The organism is Rarobacter faecitabidus, assembly GCF_006716265.1.
Classification (GTDB): Bacteria; Actinomycetota; Actinomycetes; order Actinomycetales; family Cellulomonadaceae; genus Rarobacter; species Rarobacter faecitabidus.
Window position 1 is genome coordinate 1,112,837 of sequence record NZ_VFOS01000001.1, and the last position, 17,023, is coordinate 1,129,859.

The window sequence follows — 17,023 nt, forward strand, 5'->3', positions numbered from 1 at the left end:
GTTCGAGACGCTGTTGTTCTCGAAACGACCCAGCCTAGACCGCTAAGGATTTTACCAGGAAGCGTGAAGCCGGGTCAAACGGGAGGATTCTCCCGTTTGACCCGGCTTCACGCGGCCAGGCGCTATCCCCCAGGCCAGGCCAGCACCTACGCGAGCGCCCTGGCAACCTGCAGCAATTCGGCAGGCACGGTCTTGACCTTGCCCGCGATCTCCTGCAGGCTCACGAGTTCGACGTGCTCACCGATGAGCGCGGTCATCACGTCCGACTTGTCAGCGTTGATCGCATCGACCGCAGCCACGCCGAAGCGCGAGCCCAGGATGCGGTCGGTGGGCGTGGGCGACCCGCCGCGCTGCACGTGACCGAGCACCGTGAGGCGCGTGTCGAATCCGGTGCGCTGCGCGATCTCCTGGGAGACGGCAGCACCGACGGCGCCGCCGATGATCTCACCATACTTGCCGGTCGCGCTCGTGTACTCGAACGAGCTGCCCGGAACCGCCTGTGCTCCCTCGGCCACGACCACGATCGAGAAGCTCGCGTGCGACCGGTGGCGGTGCGTAAGGAAGCGCACGACCTTGTCCATGTCGAACGGCTCTTCGGGCGCCAGCACGATCTCCGCGCCACCGGCGATGCCGGCGTTGACGGCGATCCAGCCCGCCGTGCGCCCCATGACCTCGATGACCATCACGCGGTTGTGCGATTCGGCCGTGGTGTGAATGCGATCGATGGCCTCCGTCGCGATGTTCACGGCGGTGTGATAGCCGATCGACTGGTCGGTGCCCCACACGTCGTTGTCGATCGTCTTGGGAATGGCGACGATCTTGACCCCAGCTGCGGCGACCTCGCTCGCCGCGTGCAGCGTGCCGTCACCGCCGATGCAGATCAGGGCCTCGATTCGCTCCTGCTCCAGAACCTGCAGCACCGCATCGATGCCACCGTTCTCCTTGGTGGGGTGGTAGCGGGCGGTGCCCAGGAGGGTACCGCCGAGCGGCAGGGTGTTGCGGATCTTGTCGCGTGTGAGCGGCAGGATGTCACCGTCCACCACGCCCTTCCAGCCGTTGCGGAAGCCCATGATCGAGTGGCCGTATTCGCCAAGTCCGCGCTTCACAACCGCGCGAATAGCGGCGTTCAGTCCCGGGCAGTCGCCCCCACCGGTCAACAAGCCAATCTGCATGTCTGTAACTCCTAGAATTCCGGGCCACGTATCGTGATGCCGCGCGAACGTATGCGGCGTGCGCAGTGGAACAGCGCTGGTGCCAGCCTATCCATTCAATCGCCCTACCGGGACATCCAACGTCCCATGACGACATCGGCGTGGCGTGCTGAGTCACAATGTTGACCATGACCAGGTCGCGCCTTCCAGCAAACTTCACCGGCTACTCACCGGCAGAGCCCTCGGCAACCCGCGGAGCGGGGCGGTCCTGGTGGGACGCCAATGCGCGTGAATACCTGGCGGATCACGGCGAATTCCTGGCCGAGACGAAGTTCGTCTGGTGCCCAGAAGGGCTGACCGAGCCGGAGGCCGCGCTGCTCGGCACGGTCACGGAACTCATCGGGAAGGACGTCCTCGAGGTCGGCTGCGGGGCCGCGCAATGCTCGCGCTGGCTGACCGCCAACGGCGTCCGCGCGGTGGCGCTGGACATTTCCCAGGCGATGCTGGACGAGGCCTCCGCGATGAATCGCTCAGCGCAAATCGAGGTACCGCTAGTCCTTGGCGACGCCCGCGAGTTACCGTTCGCGGAGGCGAGTTTCGACCACGCGTTCACGGCGTACGGTGCGCTGCCGTTCGTGGCCGAGCTAAATCAGGTCTTCCTTGAGATCTCGCGCGTCTTGCGCCCGGGTGGCCGGTGGGTATTCTCCGTGACGCATCCCGTTCGGTGGGCGTTTCCCGACGCCCCCGGGGAATCGGGGCTGACGGTGTCGAAGTCCTACTTCGACCGCGATCCGTACGTGGAGACCTCGGCGCGAGGCGAGGTGACGTACGCCGAGTACCACCGCACGATCGGCGACTACGTCCGTGCGCTGACGCGAACCGGATTCACTCTCCTCGACATCGTCGAACCGGAATGGCCCGAGGACAACGACAACGTCTGGGGCGGGTGGAGCCCGCTGCGAGGGCGAGTCATCCCGGGAACCGCCATCTTCGTCGCGCGGCGCTCCGCCTAGCTCCGCGCCGCCTAGTTGTGCGGCGTCTGCTGGTCGGGGCGTGGCTGCCCGACGGCTCGGCGAGTCCGCCGCAACTTGCGATCCGTCGGCACGCGCTCCCCCAGATCGTCCTCCGTCCAATCCTCGGCCGTCGCGGGGTACGAGCCCTTGGCGGGCCGGCGCTTTCGCTCCGGCACCACCGTGCCATCCGCCACGCGCCGCGTCGTCAGGAGGAAGCCGGTGTGCCCCATCATCCTGTGCTGCGGCCTCACCGCCAGCCCCTCCAGGTGCCAGCCGCGTTGCATCGTCTCCCAGGCGTAGGGCTCGGAGTAACGGCCACTGTCGCGCACCGCCTCCGCAAGGCGTGAGAGTTGCGTGGTCGTGGCGACGTACGCGATCAGCACCCCGCCGGGTGCAAGAGCGTCGGCGGCCACCTCGAGGTTCTCCCAGGGGGCGAGCATGTCGAGCACGACGCGGTCGGCGCTGCCGGGCGAGTCGGATTCGGGCAGCACATCGGCGAGGTCGCCGACCGAGAGCCGCCATGCCGGATGCGGCGCGCCGTAGTAGTTGTCGACGTTTCCGCGCGCGATCGCCGCGAAGTCCTCACGTCGTTCGATCGAGTGGACGTACCCACCGTCACCCACGGCATTCAATAGCGCGAGCGTGAGCCCGCCCGACCCGACGCCCGATTCGATGACGCGCGCGCCGGGGAAGATGTCCGCCTGGGCGACGATCTGACCGGCATCCTTGGGGTACACGATGGCGGCGCCGCGCGGCATGGACAGGACGTAGTCGCTCAGCAGCGGGCGGAAGGCCAGGTACTCGATGCCATAAGTGTTGGTCACGGCGATCCCCTCGGGGCTGCCGATCAGGTCATCGTGCCGCAGGAATCCGCGGTGCGTGTGGAACTCACCGCCCTCTTCGAGCGTGATCGTGGAGAGGCGACCGCGCGGATCAGTCAACTGGACGCGATCGCCCACGCGCAGCGGACCCCGCTTTAGTTCGACGCCGGTCGTGGGGGGCAGGTTCTCGCGTTCGTCAGTCACGGACCGTCAGTCTAGCCTGGACGCGCGCGGCGGCGAAGATCTCGTCCAACTCCGCGATCCCCACCCCGCCCAAACTCGGGATGACGGTGGCACCCGGCTGATCCGAGATGGGCACCATGTGCGGAACCGCGACGGACACCGCACCGGACGCCATCGCGGATTGGAGGCCGGTGAGGGAGTCCTCGATGGCGAGGCACTGCTCGATCGGCACGCCGAGTGCGCGGGCGGCGGCTAGGTACGGTTCGGGGTGAGGCTTGCCGCGAGTCACCGCGTCGCCCGTGATCACCGCCTGGAAGCACCCCGCAGGGGCGCCATCGACGACGATTCGCGCGAGTTCGGTGTAGGACATGGTGACGAGCGCAGTCGGGATGCCTGCGTCGCCGAGTTCCTGCAGGAGGGCGAACGCGCCCGGCTGCCACGGCACGTGCCTCCGTAGTTCCTGCGACACCGCTCCCACCATGTGCGCGACGATCTCATCGATGGGCATGGCAACCCCATACGTCTGCAGGATCGCTGCGGCGCCGACGAGAGAACTGCCGACCATCTGCAGTCCGTCCTCGTGTGTCCAGACTCCGCCGAAGCTCTCGACAAGGGACGTCTCCGAGGCCATCCAGTAAGGCTCGGAGTCAATCAGCGTTCCGTCCATGTCGAAGAGGACCGCGGATAGACCGTTAGTTAGGCGCACTGCACCATTTTCGCAGATTGCACGGAATCCGAGCGCCGAACGCCCTAGGGTTGATACATGACAACGGATGACAGGACTCCCCCGAGCGAATCCGTGCGGATCGACGGCACGGTGATGTTCGCGGCGTTCGACGGCTGGAACGATGCCGGCAACGCGGCCTCCGGCGCGGTGCTTCACCTCGTGGAGGAGTGGCACGCGAACGAGCACTACCGGCTCGACCCGGAGGATTATCACGACTTCCAGGTCAACAGGCCAGTCCTGACCCACCGCGGACTTTCCGAACGCAGCATCGCCTGGCCGATCACCGCGATCTCGACGGCGACGGCGCCCGTCACGGGGCGCCAGGTCGCGCTCGTTCACGGGATCGAGCCGTCCATGCGCTGGAAGCGATACTGCGCGGAGATCATTGCGACCGCGCAGGAACTGGGCGTGACAACCATCGTCGTTGTCGGGGCCCTGCTAGCGGACGTGCCGCACACGCGTCCCGTCCCGGTCTCGCTCTTCGCGGACGACGCCGATCTGCAGGATCGATTCGGCATCGAGTCGAGCGACTACGAAGGCCCCATCGGAATCGTCGGCGTGCTGCAGGACATGGCGGCGCACGCCGGCCTCGACGCGTTCGCCCTGTGGGCGGCCGTCCCGCACTACGTTGCGCAGTCGCCCGCACCCAAAGCCACGCTTGCAATCCTGCGCAGGATCGAGGACCTGCTCGGGGAGCCGATTCCCGCTGACGCGTTGGCGCAGGATTCCGAGGCGTGGCAGCGCGGGGTTGACGACCTGGCCCGCGAGGACGAGCAGATCGCCGAGTACGTCCAGCAACTCGAGGCCGTGAAGGATACAGCGGATCTGCCCGAGGCGAGTGGCGATGCTATCGCTGAGGAATTCGAGCGGTTCTTGCGGCGGCGCGGCTTCCAGCAGCGCGGTGGTGCGCGGGGCCAGGATTCGAGTGGACGAGCGCTCCCTAGCGACTCCGGCTCCGCGATTCCCGAGGACCCGAGCGGCGACGACTGAGGCACAAACAACCCCGGCTAGCGGCGTTCATCGCGCGACAACTCGGCAACACCGCTACAGGTCGATCCCGAGCAGCGCCGAGAGCGTGCGCGAAACGATGCCAGCCGCTGCGGGTACACCGTCGTCGCCGGTTTCCGCGGCCGCAATGGTGCGGGCGGACCACTCGTCCATCGCGCGCAGCGCACGCGGGGTGTCGAGATCGTCGCGAACCGCGGCGCGGACCTCGTCCAAGAACTCGATCGGATCCGCGCCCCCATACCCACTCAGCGCACGCCGCCAGGTGGAGATGCGGGACTGCGCACGCTCGACAGCGTCGTCGTACCATTCCCAATCGCGGCGGTAATGGTTACTCAGGATCGCCACCCGGATCGCCGCGGGCGGGGCGCCGCCGGCGAGCAGCGTCGAAACGAAGACGAGGTTCCCGAGCGACTTGCTCATCTTCTCGCCCTGATAGCTCACGAGGCCCGCATGGACGTGGTGACGCGCACCAAGGTGGCGCGCCCGCGATCCGGCCGGATCGAGGCCCTGGCTGTGCGCGGTGGACATCTCGTGGTGCGGGAACAGCAGATCCTGCCCCCCGCCTTGAACGTCGAAGACCGCACCAAGGCCCGCCCTCGCGATCACGGCGCATTCGATGTGCCATCCCGGGCGGCCGTGGCCAAGGGATCGCCCATCCCACGAAGGTTCACCGGGACGAGCCGCCAGCCATAGCAGCGGATCGAGTTCATCGCGCTTGCCCGCTCGGCCGGGGTCCCCACCGCGCTCGGCGAAGACCGCCAGCATTCCGTCGCGGTCGAGGTGGGCAACGGATCCGAACGAATCGATCTTGCTTAGGTCCGCATAGACGTCGAGGGAGCCGGGTTCGGCCGCCTCGGGAGCGGGAACGAAGTAGGCCAACCCTGCGGCAACGAACTCTTCGATCGCGTCGATAACGGCCGGAATGGACTCAGTTGCCGAAATATACGTATCGGGCGGGATCACGCTGAGCGCGGTCATGTCGCGGCCGTACAGGGCGCTCTGCGCCTCGGCGAGGTCGCGCCAATCGACCCCCGTAGCCGTCGCGCGCTCGAGCAAAGGGTCGTCCACATCGGTGACGTTCGAGGTGTAGAGAACAGTCAGCCCCGCGTCGATCCAGGCACGGTGCAGCACATCGAACGCCAGATAGGTGGCCGCGTGGCCGACGTGCGTGGCGTCATAGGGGGTCACACCGCAGACGTAGAGTCCGGCCTTGTCGGCACCCTCGATGACGGTGTCCACGACGGCCCTGGCGGACGAATCGAAAGCCCGCACCGGGGCGAGCTGATGCGGCGAATCGGGCAGGTCGGGGATGGTGGGGCGAGGCCAGGAAAGCACGGGTCAACCTTACCGGCCCGGCGAGGGCGAATGGCTCCCGGCCTGCCCGCTCGTCGTCAGACGGAGCCGTAGGCGTGCAGGGTGCCCGTCCCGAGCAGAATGACGATCACCGCGGCTAAACCGATGCGGTACCAGACGAAGGGCGCGTACGACTTCTTGGACACGAGCGCGAGGAATCCGATGATGACGGCGTATCCGACTCCGAAGGCAACGAGAGTGGCAACGGCGGTCGCCAGGGCGGATGGCGCCCCGGCGATCGCCGGCTCCCCCGCGGTCTTCGCCAACTGGTACAGGCCGGAACCGAGCACAGCGGGCAGGGCCAGCAGGAAGGAATAGCGGGCCGCGGCCTCGCGCGTATAGCCGAGCAGCAGACCCATCGTGATCGTGCCGCCCGAGCGCGAAACTCCGGGGATGAGAGCCAGCGACTGCGCGAAGCCGAAACCGATGGCGTGCGGAAGGGTGAGTTCGTTCAGGTCGCGGCGCTTCTTCCCAATCCGGTCCGCGAAGCCGAGGAATACCGCGAAGACTGCGAGCGTGCCCGCGATCAGGTAGAGGTTGCGGAACGTGCTCTCGATCGTGTCCTGGAAGGCCAGGCCGAGCACGACGATCGGGACAGAGCCGAGCACGATGAACCAGGCGAGCTGAGCATCGGGGTCCGCCTCCGCGGTTCGGGTGGGCCAACCGGCACGCGCTCGCCAGTTCGGACCGCGCCTACCAATCAGCGCGCGCCACCAAGCCGCGATGATGCGCGCGATGTCCTTGCGGAAGTAGATGATGACGGCGGCTTCGGTGCCGATCTGAGTGATCGCGGTGAAGGCCGCACCAGGATCGTTCGCCCCGATGAGTTCGCCAACGATCCGCAGGTGAGCACTCGAAGATACGGGGAGAAATTCCGTGAGCCCTTGCACGATGCCCAGGACGATTGCATGCCACAGTTCCACCCCCGCACACTACCGCAGTCGGCGTGCCCCGAACCCCGCGACGCGCTCGGTACCTATCCCGCTGCCCCTCCCGCGCCATTTGGCGCGGCCGACCACAGCGGCGCTAGGTGCACGAGACTACTTGCGATCGTCGTCCTCATCCTCGTCGTCGAACTCGTCGTCATCGTCGTCATCCGCGTCACCGTCGCCTCGCACTACGGCCTGCTCGAGGTCTTCCTCATCGTCGTCATCCTCATCCGCTAGAACGAATGGCGTCGCCTCGCCGTACTCGAGCCCGAGCGACTCGTCGTAGACGTCGAAAGCGTCAGCGAGTACGTAATATGCGTCGTCCACGCCCGGGTCGTCCTCGGATCTGCGCATGGTCACCGCGCTGTAGTGCGCCTCTAGGGCGGCAATCAGGCGGTCCAGTGCGGCACGTGGGTCAACAGTCATACCCCTGACGGTAGCGCGCCCGGCACGTAAATGTCACCGCGTTATGGGAAAACTTGGGACGCACTTCGATTTCGCGCAAGGCAGCTCCAGGCGAAAACTGTCCAAAGGCACCTTTCGGGACGGATCGCCTGTTAACGTTCTGTCAATCGAGTTCAGTCGCCAGGCAGGGATGAGGAGTCACCAATGCGCACGCACACGCCACGCGAATACGAATATCGCGTTCTGACCATCACCCCGGACACCTCACGCAATGACGCTCGCGCGATGCTGACGCACGAGGCCGAGTACGGTAAGTGGGAACTCGCCCGGACGCGCAAGTACTTCGGTGGCATGCGCAAGGTGTGGTTGCGGCGGCGCGTCATGCGCATCAGTTCGACGCTGGAGTGAGTTCCCGCCGCGCGTTCGACCTACAGGCCGAGCAGTAGATCGCGCAGGACGCGCACCCCGAATCTGAGCGATTCGACCGGCACCCTCTCGTCCACGCCGTGGAACATGCCCGTGAAGTCGAGGTCCGCGGGTAACTGGAGGGGCACGAATCCATACCCCGCTATTCCCAGTCGTGACAGCGACTTGTTGTCGGTGCCGGCGCTGAGCATGTAGGGCAGGACGGGCGCCCCGGGGTCGTGTCGCTGTAGAGCTTCGATCATCCGAGTGACCAGCGGCGCCTCGAAGTCTGCCTCGATCGAGCCGTCGGCGTAGATCGGATCGATGCGAACTCGCTCGCCGGCGAGTTGTGCGAGCGCCGCCATACCGGCCACCTCGTCACCGGGCAGGAAACGCGCATCGACCACGGCCGACGCGCTACCTGGGATGACGTTGTCCTTGTAACCGGCATCGAGACGCGTCACGTTCGTGGTGTTGCGCACCGCCGCGCCGACGAATTTCTTTGCCGGGCCGAGTTTGTCGATCAGTTCCTGCACGGCCGCTTCGTCGTCCGGGTCGAAACGCGTCCCGACGAGTTCGGCCACGCCGGCCAGCAGTCCGTTCATGGTGGGAGTCAGGCGCATGGGCCAGCGATGTCCGCCGATGCGCACGAGCGCCTCCGCAAGGGTCGTGATCGCGCTGTCCTGGTGCACGCCCGAGCCGTGACCTGCCGCGCCGTCAGCGACCAGCCTGAGCCATGCCAGGGACTTCTCCGCGCTCTGCAGCAAATACGCGCGCTGTCCATCAATCTCGACCGAGAAGCCACCCACCTCGCTTATGGCCTCGGTCGCGCCCTCGAACAGGTCGCGATGATGCTTGACGAGGTACCCGGCGCCGAAGTTGCCGCCGGCCTCCTCGTCCGCAAAGAACCCGAGAATCACGTCCCGCTCGGTCCGCAGACCGCGGCGGGCCAGTTCGCGGACGACTGCGAGGATCATCGCGTCCATGTCCTTCATGTCCACGGCGCCCCGGCCCCAGATCAGTCCGTCGACGATTTCGCCGCCCAGGGGTGGCACGCTCCAGTCGGACGCGATGGCCGGCACCACGTCGAGGTGCCCATGCAGGACGAGAGCTGGGCGTGATGGGTCGCGCCCAGGGATGCGAGCGATCACGTTGCCGCGGCGCGGCGCGGATTCGATGTAGGTGGAATCGATGCCGACATCGGACAGCAGTTCCATGACGAGCTCGGCAGCCTCGCGTTCCCCCGGGCCCGAGTCGTCGCCGTAGTTCTGGCTGTCGATTCGGATCAGCCGCTGGCAGATCTGGACGACCTCGTCCTCCGCGACCACCGCCGCCGGCTTCTCGGTGTTCATCTCACGCTCGATTCCTGGTCGTGACGCAGTGCCAAACGAGAAAACCCGAACCCACGTCCATGGGTTCGGGCCTTGGGGATACTCGGCGATATCCCAATGTGTCCGGAGGGGGACTTGAACCCCCACGCCCGATAAAGGGCACTAGCACCTCAAGCTAGCGCGTCTGCCATTCCGCCACCCGGACAAGGTCGCTGCCGTCCGCATTTCAGCGGGCAACGCTGAGTACGTTAGCACGATTTGACGCCCACTTACGAATCGGCGCCATCACAACGATGGCGCTCGTCTCAGTCCGTCGATGCGCGGTGGGCGCGGCGGGGCTTCTGCGGCTCACGAGGCTCGTTGGCGGGCCGCTGTCCGGCGATACGCGCCGCTACGGCTTCGCGGTTTTCCGAGGAGAGTTCCTCATCGAGGCGCAAGCCGTCCAGGGTGACGCGAAGGATGGAACGAGCCTCGCGCGGCAGGGGAAGGAGCGGCTTGGGGAGTTCGCCCATCTCGCGACCTCGCAGCGTGCCGATCGCGTGCGAGAGTCGCATGGGCCCATACTGGTCGGCCAGCAAAGACAGCGGTGCCAGCGCGCGTTGCATGAGCCGGGCATCTCCCCTGCGACCCGCTGTGGCGGCATGGACGAGCGCTCCGCAATACTCCGGAAGCACTCCTGCGAGCGCGCTGTGCCAGGTCCCCATACCTTCGATCAGCACCTGCGCACTAAACGTCAGAGTGGAAAAGCCGTACTCCACCCGCTGAGCGGTGCGCGGCGACAGCCCCTCGAGGACGCGCGTGCGACGCTGCTTCGCCTCCGCAGCTGTCACGGCAGCATCTTTGATGCCGCCCACACCCCTGAACGTCGCGATCTTGGCCAGGTCCTCCGCTGAGATGCGGTAGTGGGTGGCGCCGGGGTTGTGATCGACCCAGATCGGCAAAGGGGCGACCGACGCCACATCACGGTAGAGCCCGAGCACCTCCTCGCCGCGCAGCGGGCTGGGGGCCACGGGCTGCAGTAGCAGTGCGTCGGCGCCGCAGGACGAGGCCTCCTGCGCGTTCGCCACCACGTTGGCGGCGGCGGGATCGGAGATTCCGACGAGCACTTTGGCTCGCCCGTCGGTCTTCGCGACGACGAGTCTTGTGGCGCGGCGACGGATGCTGTGCGGCACGTACATCGCCCCGCCCGTCCCGCTTAGCACGCCAAGAGAGGTGGCACCCGCGGCAATCGCGTCTTCTACGAGCGACTCCATCGTCGCGGTGAGGAGTTTGCCAGATTCGTCGCGGGGTGTCGGCAGGTATGCCGTGTAAGTTCCGAGAATTGGCACCGTCTTAGCGTATCCGCCGCGACCGTTTTCGGGTACCTTTTACCGGCAAATCGTACAAAGTTGACGGTATCCGCAAAGATAACGTTTCGGCACTGCCACGACGCGACGCGAGCCCCCCGGCCGGTGCGCGGGCGGTTTCCCGAGAACTGCACACCGACCGGGGTGATCGCCCGCGGCGTGCGGGAAACCAGCGGTAGATCTACTTTTCCGAGTCACCCTTGGGCTCGGGTTTTGCGTCAACGCCCGCTTCCTTGCGCTGCTCAGGGGTAATCGGGGCCGGTGCCTGCGTCAGCGGATCGAAGCCACCGCCAGACTTCGGGAACGCTATGACCTCGCGAATCGACTCGGAGCGGGAAAGGAGCGACACGATCCGGTCCCAGCCGAATGCGATCCCGCCGTGCGGCGGCGCGCCGAACTGGAAGGCGTCGAGCAGGAACCCGAACTTCTCCTGAGCCTCTTCCTCGCCGATCCCCATGACCGCGAACACGCGCTCCTGCACGTCGCGGCGGTGGATACGGATCGATCCGCCACCGATCTCGTTGCCGTTGCACACGATGTCGTACGCATAGGCGAGTGCGCTGCCCGGGTCGCGGTCGAATGAGTCGAGCCATTCAGGCTTGGGCGAGGTGAACGCGTGGTGCACGGCGGTCCAGGACGAACTGCCGAGCGCGACGTCATCATCCTCGCCGGTCGGCTTGAACAGCGGGGCGTCAACGACCCACACGAAGGACCACTCGTCCTCGTTGATGAGTCCGGCGCGCTTGCCCACCTCGAGGCGGGCCGCCCCCAGCAGCGCTCGTGCCTCGGAGGTCTTGCCGGCCGCGAAGAACACCGCGTCCCCGACCTTCGCGCCGGTCGCTGCCGCGAGGCCATCGCGCTCCGCCTCGGAAAGGTTCTTGGCCACGGGGCCGCCCAGTTCGCCATCTTCGGCGAACGTCACGTACGCGAGGCCCTTGGCGCCGCGCTGGCGTGCCCACTCCTGCCAGGCATCGAATCCGCGGCGAGGCGTCGACGCGCCCCCGGGGAACACGACCGCGCCCACGTGCTGGGCCTGGAACACCCGGAACGGGGTGTCCTTGAAGTAGTCGGTAAGGTCGGTCAGTTCGAGATCGAATCTCAGGTCGGGCTTGTCGGTGCCGTACCGAGCCATCGCGTCCGCGTAGGTGATGCGGTCGATCGGCTGGGTGATCTCGTGGCCGATCAGCTTCCACAGCGAGGCGAGCACCTCCTCCGCCAGGGCGATGACGTCCTCCTGGTCCACGAAACTCATCTCGATGTCCAGTTGAGTGAACTCAGGTTGGCGGTCGGCCCGGAAATCCTCGTCCCGATAGCACCTAGCGATCTGGTAGTAGCGCTCCATGCCGGCCACCATCAGGAGCTGCTTGAACAACTGAGGAGACTGCGGCAGCGCGTACCACGAACCCGGTGCGAGCCGCGCGGGAACCAGGAAGTCGCGTGCGCCCTCGGGCGTCGACCGCGTCAAAGTCGGGGTCTCGATCTCAACGAAGTCGTGGTTTGCCAGCACCGAGCGGGCGGCGTGGCTCACCTGCGAACGCAGGCGTAGCGCGGCCGCAGGTGCTGGACGGCGCAGGTCGAGGTAGCGGTAACGCAGTCGCGCTTCCTCACCGATTGTCTCGTTACCGTCGAGCGCGGTCGACACCTGGAAGGGCAACGCAGCGGACTCGTTGAGCACCACCACATCGGAAGCGATGACCTCGATCTGACCCGTCGGAAGGTTCGGGTTGGCGTTGCCCGCCGGCCGGGCGGAAACCTCGCCGACGACCTGGAGAACGAACTCCGAACGCAGGGGATGCGCGACGGCCTCGTCCCGGATCACCACCTGGGCGATGCCGGACGCGTCACGCAGGTCGATGAAGGCGACACCGCCGTGGTCCCGGCGACGGTCGACCCAGCCGGTCAGCGTGACGGTGGAGCCAATGTCCGCGGATCGCAGTGATCCAGCGTTATGAGTGCGCAGCACAGAACTTCCTTCGACTTGTCCGGGGTGGTTTTTTGCCTTCTACAGTCTAGTAGGCGAAGCACGCGCGAGCCGACACCGTCGCGGCCGCTCGTCCCCGGCACTGGCGCGGGACCCACCACGCAGGGGCGGGCAGGACGACATAACCGTCCTGCCCGCCCCTCGCGCGAAGTCGCCGATCAGCGAACTCGCACCGTCACGCGCTTGGAGGACGCCTTGGCCGCGTTTGCCGATCCCTGGAAGAACACGCGGAGTTTGTGCTTTCCGCGCTTCAGTTTCTTGACCTTGATGGTCGCTTTGCCCTTCTTGAGCGTCGCACGAGCCACGATCTTCTTGCCCTGCTTCACAACGACCGCGCCACCGCTGGCGATTGCGGTCGGCTTCACCGTGATGCGAAGCGCCACCGCCTTGCCCTTCTTGACGCTCTTACGCACCGCCTTGACCGAAACCTTAGTCTTGGCCTTCTTGACCACCAGGGTGCGCGTCGGCGAGACCCCAGCGCCAATCGTGGTGACCGAATCATCCGGCAAATACATCGCGGAGACCCGATGCCACCCGGCCGAGAGCCGCTTCGGCAGCGTCACCGACGCGGTTGCTGAGCGCGCCGGAGACGAGACGAAGGCGACAGGGTTCTCGTCCACACTGACCACGATGGTCCCGGCCACCGCGGCGGCGTCACCAGCGAGCGAAACGTATGCCTTCACGGCGCTATTGGGGTATCTAGTGCTGGACGAGGACAGTTTCAGGCCCACCGTCGCGTCGGCTGCCATCGCCAGCACGGGGTCTGATTCCGCCCGCCCTCGTCCGTCGGCGGTCGTCACGGTGACCTCCACCCAAACGAGCGAATCGATGTCCGTCTTCGCAAGTCGGTAGCTGGCTTTGGTGGCGCCCGCGATCTTGGTCTGGCCACGGAACCACTGGTAGGTGTAAGTGGCGCCGGTGGCGTTCTTCCACGTCCCTGGCGACGAAGTCAGAGTGTCGCCCACCTGCGTTCCCCCCTGAATCTCCGGGGGCGTTAGCGACTCGGGCCCGTGTCCGAGGATCTCGATCCGGGAACCCTTGGCATTGCTGAAGTGCAACAGCAGGGCGCTTGCGGTCGTATCGGGCGTCTTACGGAACACGCCGATCTCCCCCGACCATTCGGCGTCCGGGTCGTCAGTCCGAGGCTGATCGTTCACCAACGGGGAGTCGAAGTACAGGTCTGGCTCTCGCACGTTGAACTCGACCGGCGCGCTGCGATCGGCATACAGGCCCGCGGCCTGGCCGGTTAGCGCGTTCTCGGTTTGGAACCAGTACTTGATCTTGCCGGTTCCGCCCTTGTTCTTGATGCCGAGCGAAGCAGCGAGAACTGGGTACGCGACGACGTTCGTCGCATACATGTTCGTGTCGATCTCCGGTCCGGCCAGATTCACGTAGTTGAGGTCCACGACTTCGCCCGAGCCGAGATCGATGGTGAGGACGTATTGGCCGTCCCAGCCACCCGAGGGAGTCGCAATCGTCTGGAATTCGGGCACATCGTCGCCGTCGGTGCTGATGTAGAGGACGGGAGCTGTGTAGGGATTGAGCGTCCCCCAATCGCTGGCGACCCCCACTCCGAAGGTGAGCGTGGTCGATTCCACGTCCTGCATGTACGGGAAGTCCGACGCGGCACCCGCCACGACGATGTCCGACGCCGCGGCCTGCACGGCACCGAGGCCGATGTCCTGAGCATCCCCCTCAGGGTCGGTGGTTCCCAACTGCAGCGGCGCCACGTAAGACGAGTAGGCGTTCTCGTTACCCTCGGGCCCTTCACCCTGGAACAGGCCGCGTCCCTGCAGGCTGATCGTTCCGTCGAACTCACCGGGTGCGAATTCGGGTGCGGACGCCTTCATCGCGCTCGTCGGCTTGACCGAGGCGACGACCGCGACGCGTGCCACCTCGTCGGCGCTCGATGCTGAATCCGTCACCTGCACGATTCCACTCACCGACGTGATGAACAGCGGATCAACAATAGTCTCCTCGTCGCCCTCGGGAGTGCGGGCGAGTTTGGCGGGGTCTGCGACGCCGAGCGTGACAGTCACATTAGCGCTCGCGCCACCCGCGAGCGACAGGTGATCGGGCGAAACGGAGATGACGGTTCCGGATTGGCGCGTGCGCTCCAGGTAGGCCACATCGAACTCACCGGGCGTAGCCGCATGGTTCGTCACCTTGACCGTCCTGGTCTGGGTCAGAGGAGTCGTCCCTGCTTCCACGACGCCGAACGAGGCCGTGATAAGCGAGCCGTTCTCGACGGAAACCGCCGACACGGCTCCGGATATCGCCTTGGTCGCATCCACGAGACCCGTCCCCGCGCGTAGCGGACCGGCAACCCCCGCATCGGCCGCCAGGTCGTGCACGGCGTTATTCATCAGGGCGGACTTGACCTCAATCGCCGTGTACGAGGGGTGCGCCTCGCGAACGAGAGCGGCGATGCCCGCCACCTGCGGGCTGGCCATTGATGTCCCGTCCATTGCCTCGGCACCAATGCCGGAACCGACGAATGCGGACACGATGCCGTAACCCGGGGCCGCCACGTCGGGCTTGACCACCTGGTCGTAGGCGCCGAATTCACCTCGCGAACTGAAGTCCGCGAGCGTCGAGTCCCAGGCCGCGTTGTGCTCCGTGTAGTCGAATTTTCGTGAGGGGTCGAGGGTGATGTTGATTCCCTGGCCCACCGCATCGTTCAGGACGGGCGCCGCGGCAGCGGACAATACGAATGTCGGGAAGTTTTCGCTGCCGGACGGCGCGTAGAACGCGTCCTCGCCGTAGATGACGATTCCCTTCACCGAAGCTTGATTCAAGACGTCGAGGTACGGGCAGGTTTCCGGGTCCAGGTACTGCGGCACGTCCACTTCGATCCACACGATCTTGTTTTGAACCCGGAGCTTCTGAAACGGCGTGAGGGGAGCGCACAACTGACCGACGTTCCCGAACGGGAGACGCGCGATCTCCGCGGAAACCGGCGCACCCTGATAGACGTTGTCGTAGCGGCCCGGATAGGCGCCTGCGAACGACGCCGGCGCATTGACGACCGCCGTGTCGTACGACACGTACCCCGAATCGGACGCAGCTACGGCGATCGCCGACTTGGCGTTCCCTGGGGATCCCCCTGCAGCCGTCGCGTTGCCCGCGTTACCGGCCGCGGCCACGACGACGACGCCAGCGGCGGTCAATGCGTCGATCTTGGCGTTGTCGGGGTCGTCGGCGGGAGCAAAGTCCGAACCGATAGACATGTTCACGACGTCAATGGTGTCGACGTGCTGGGCAACCCATTCGAGGCCCGCGCCAGCAAGGTCCGTCGATTGTCCGTTATCGCCGAAGACCTTGACGGACACCAGTGCGGCCTCCGGAGCCGTACCCGGAGCCACCTTGAAGGTGTGGGCTGTTTCGAGATCCAGTGCCGCATAGCTGCCTGTGAAGGTCTGCCCATCGGCGCCCACCCCGAATCCAACCGCGGTGGCCGAGACATGCGTGCCGTGCCCCTGAGCCCGTGAGTCGATGGGGTTCGCATCGGGATGCGGGATCGGAGTCAAACCATCCGGGTCATCGAGGGTCGCCATGGCTTCGTAGTCCTCCCCCGCGAGGTCCACGCCACCCTTGAACTTTGCCGCGTTGAACCAGGCTGAGTTCGGGGCAGTGGTGGAGTTCCGCGCCGCGAAAGCCAGGTCGTAGTCCGCCCGCGTGCCGGGGCCACCGAATGTCGCGTGCGTGTAGTCGACGCCCGTATCGATCACGGCAACGGTCTGCCCGGCTCCGGTCGCGCCGTCGCCCCACGCGCCGAAGGTGTGGGTCGCGCTCGCCGAACTCGCGTTTCGAGGCAGGGCCGCACGCCCGCCTGGCGTCGGCGATGATTCGGGGCGATAGTAGCGACTCACCGGGGCGATACTGACCACATCGGCGCGCTGAGCGAGTTTTCTGATCGCGGCGCCGTCTAGCCGCGCGGCGAATCCGGCCGCGGAGTACGAGGCCGCATACAGAACCTCGGCCCCGGGGTCGAGCGCCACGGCAGCCGCCTGGACCACGCGAGTCGCTTGGGCGGCCTTGCTAGCGGCAGTCGCCGTCACCTGGCGGGCCTGCGACTTGGTTCGCCCGGAGCGCACAGCCTTGCCGCGAGCCTCGAGCCCCGACTCGGCGTTCACCTCCACGAATACCGTGGCCGACTCCGCGTTCGCACGGATCCTGTCCGAGAGTTTGAGGTCCGGGTGCCGCTGAGCGAGGAGTTTGCGGTTCTCCGCGAGGCGGGACGATGCGCGAGCCTGCAACGATGAGTCCGCCGGGGCAGGCGATGCCGCCGCCGCGACGGTGGAACCAGTGGCAAGGAGAGCGAGGGTGAGAACGCTCCCGAGAAATCGACTTTTCACGTAAACCAGAAA

General features: G+C 66.2%; 13 protein-coding genes and 1 tRNA gene. 3 read left to right on the forward strand and 11 right to left on the reverse strand.

The window, feature by feature from the left end:
* Positions 1-146: 146 nt before the first annotated feature.
* On the reverse strand, positions 147-1,172 hold the full coding sequence (locus tag FB461_RS05015) for a 6-phosphofructokinase (RefSeq protein WP_142119525.1): 1,026 nt from the start codon (positions 1,170-1,172) through the stop codon (positions 147-149).
* Between the two features lie 167 nt (positions 1,173-1,339).
* Here FB461_RS05015 and FB461_RS05020 point away from each other — a divergent pair, with 167 nt between their 5' ends.
* Positions 1,340-2,164 (forward strand): class I SAM-dependent methyltransferase, encoded by an 825-nt coding sequence (locus FB461_RS05020; protein WP_142119527.1) that lies wholly within the window; start codon positions 1,340-1,342, stop codon positions 2,162-2,164.
* A gap of 11 nt (positions 2,165-2,175) precedes the next feature.
* Here the strand turns inward: FB461_RS05020 and FB461_RS05025 are convergent, their stop codons facing one another.
* Together FB461_RS05025 and FB461_RS05030 are read right to left on the reverse strand one after the other, a co-directional pair.
* A complete protein-coding gene (locus FB461_RS05025; RefSeq protein ID WP_246046022.1) occupies positions 2,176-3,189 on the reverse strand; it encodes a tRNA (adenine-N1)-methyltransferase in 1,014 nt (337 codons plus the stop codon).
* Positions 3,182-3,874 (reverse strand): HAD family hydrolase, encoded by a 693-nt coding sequence (locus FB461_RS05030; protein ID WP_246046023.1) that lies wholly within the window; start codon positions 3,872-3,874, stop codon positions 3,182-3,184. The genes FB461_RS05025 and FB461_RS05030 overlap by 8 nt, the downstream gene beginning before the upstream one ends.
* Before the next feature lie 57 nt (positions 3,875-3,931).
* On the opposite strand from FB461_RS05030, the gene FB461_RS05035 reads away from it, so the two are divergent.
* The gene (locus FB461_RS05035) at positions 3,932-4,885 is read left to right on the forward strand and encodes a PAC2 family protein (protein ID WP_142119529.1); all 954 of its coding nucleotides are present in this window, start codon (positions 3,932-3,934) and stop codon (positions 4,883-4,885) included.
* A 54-nt stretch (positions 4,886-4,939) separates the two neighbouring features.
* Here the strand turns inward: FB461_RS05035 and mshC are convergent, their stop codons facing one another.
* From mshC to FB461_RS05050, 3 genes are all read right to left on the reverse strand, one after another.
* A complete protein-coding gene (gene mshC, locus FB461_RS05040) occupies positions 4,940-6,238 on the reverse strand; it encodes a cysteine--1-D-myo-inosityl 2-amino-2-deoxy-alpha-D-glucopyranoside ligase (RefSeq protein WP_142119531.1) in 1,299 nt (432 codons plus the stop codon).
* Positions 6,239-6,294: 56 nt separating this feature from the next.
* Positions 6,295-7,179, reverse strand: a complete 885-nt coding sequence (locus FB461_RS05045) for an undecaprenyl-diphosphate phosphatase (RefSeq protein WP_142119533.1) — start codon at positions 7,177-7,179, stop codon at positions 6,295-6,297.
* 117 nt (positions 7,180-7,296) lie between these two features.
* Entirely contained in the window at positions 7,297-7,611 is a 315-nt protein-coding gene (locus tag FB461_RS05050; protein WP_142119535.1) for a primosomal protein, read from the reverse strand.
* A gap of 183 nt (positions 7,612-7,794) precedes the next feature.
* Between FB461_RS05050 and FB461_RS05055 the strand changes: the two genes are divergently transcribed.
* On the forward strand, positions 7,795-7,998 hold the full coding sequence (locus FB461_RS05055; protein WP_142119537.1) for a DUF5703 family protein: 204 nt from the start codon (positions 7,795-7,797) through the stop codon (positions 7,996-7,998).
* A gap of 20 nt (positions 7,999-8,018) precedes the next feature.
* On the opposite strand, the gene FB461_RS05060 is transcribed toward FB461_RS05055, so the two are convergent.
* From FB461_RS05060 to FB461_RS05080, 5 genes are all read right to left on the reverse strand, one after another.
* Positions 8,019-9,347 (reverse strand): M20/M25/M40 family metallo-hydrolase, encoded by a 1,329-nt coding sequence (locus FB461_RS05060; protein WP_142119539.1) that lies wholly within the window; start codon positions 9,345-9,347, stop codon positions 8,019-8,021.
* A 99-nt stretch (positions 9,348-9,446) separates the two neighbouring features.
* Positions 9,447-9,531 (reverse strand) — tRNA-Leu (locus tag FB461_RS05065).
* Positions 9,532-9,631: 100 nt separating this feature from the next.
* Positions 9,632-10,654: a dihydrodipicolinate synthase family protein gene (locus tag FB461_RS05070; protein WP_142119540.1), complete on the reverse strand. Its 1,023-nt coding sequence runs from the start codon at positions 10,652-10,654 to the stop codon at positions 9,632-9,634.
* Between the two features lie 199 nt (positions 10,655-10,853).
* Positions 10,854-12,635: an aspartate--tRNA ligase gene (gene aspS, locus FB461_RS05075; RefSeq protein WP_142119542.1), complete on the reverse strand. Its 1,782-nt coding sequence runs from the start codon at positions 12,633-12,635 to the stop codon at positions 10,854-10,856.
* A 176-nt stretch (positions 12,636-12,811) separates the two neighbouring features.
* Positions 12,812-17,011, reverse strand: a complete 4,200-nt coding sequence (locus FB461_RS05080; protein WP_142119545.1) for a S8 family serine peptidase — start codon at positions 17,009-17,011, stop codon at positions 12,812-12,814.
* Positions 17,012-17,023: the final 12 nt, after the last annotated feature.

Excerpts from the sequence above, each read along its gene's own strand:
- FB461_RS05050 (WP_142119535.1), bottom strand. The coding sequence starts at position 7,611 with ATGACTGTTGACCCACGTGCCGCACTGGACCGCCTGATTGCCGCCCTA.
- FB461_RS05020 (WP_142119527.1), top strand. The coding sequence starts at position 1,340 with ATGACCAGGTCGCGCCTTCCAGCAAACTTCACCGGCTACTCACCGGCA.
- FB461_RS05015 (WP_142119525.1), bottom strand. The coding sequence starts at position 1,172 with ATGCAGATTGGCTTGTTGACCGGTGGGGGCGACTGCCCGGGACTGAAC.
- FB461_RS05055 (WP_142119537.1), top strand. The coding sequence starts at position 7,795 with ATGCGCACGCACACGCCACGCGAATACGAATATCGCGTTCTGACCATC.
- FB461_RS05035 (WP_142119529.1), top strand. The coding sequence starts at position 3,932 with ATGACAACGGATGACAGGACTCCCCCGAGCGAATCCGTGCGGATCGAC.
- FB461_RS05060 (WP_142119539.1), bottom strand. The coding sequence starts at position 9,347 with ATGAACACCGAGAAGCCGGCGGCGGTGGTCGCGGAGGACGAGGTCGTC.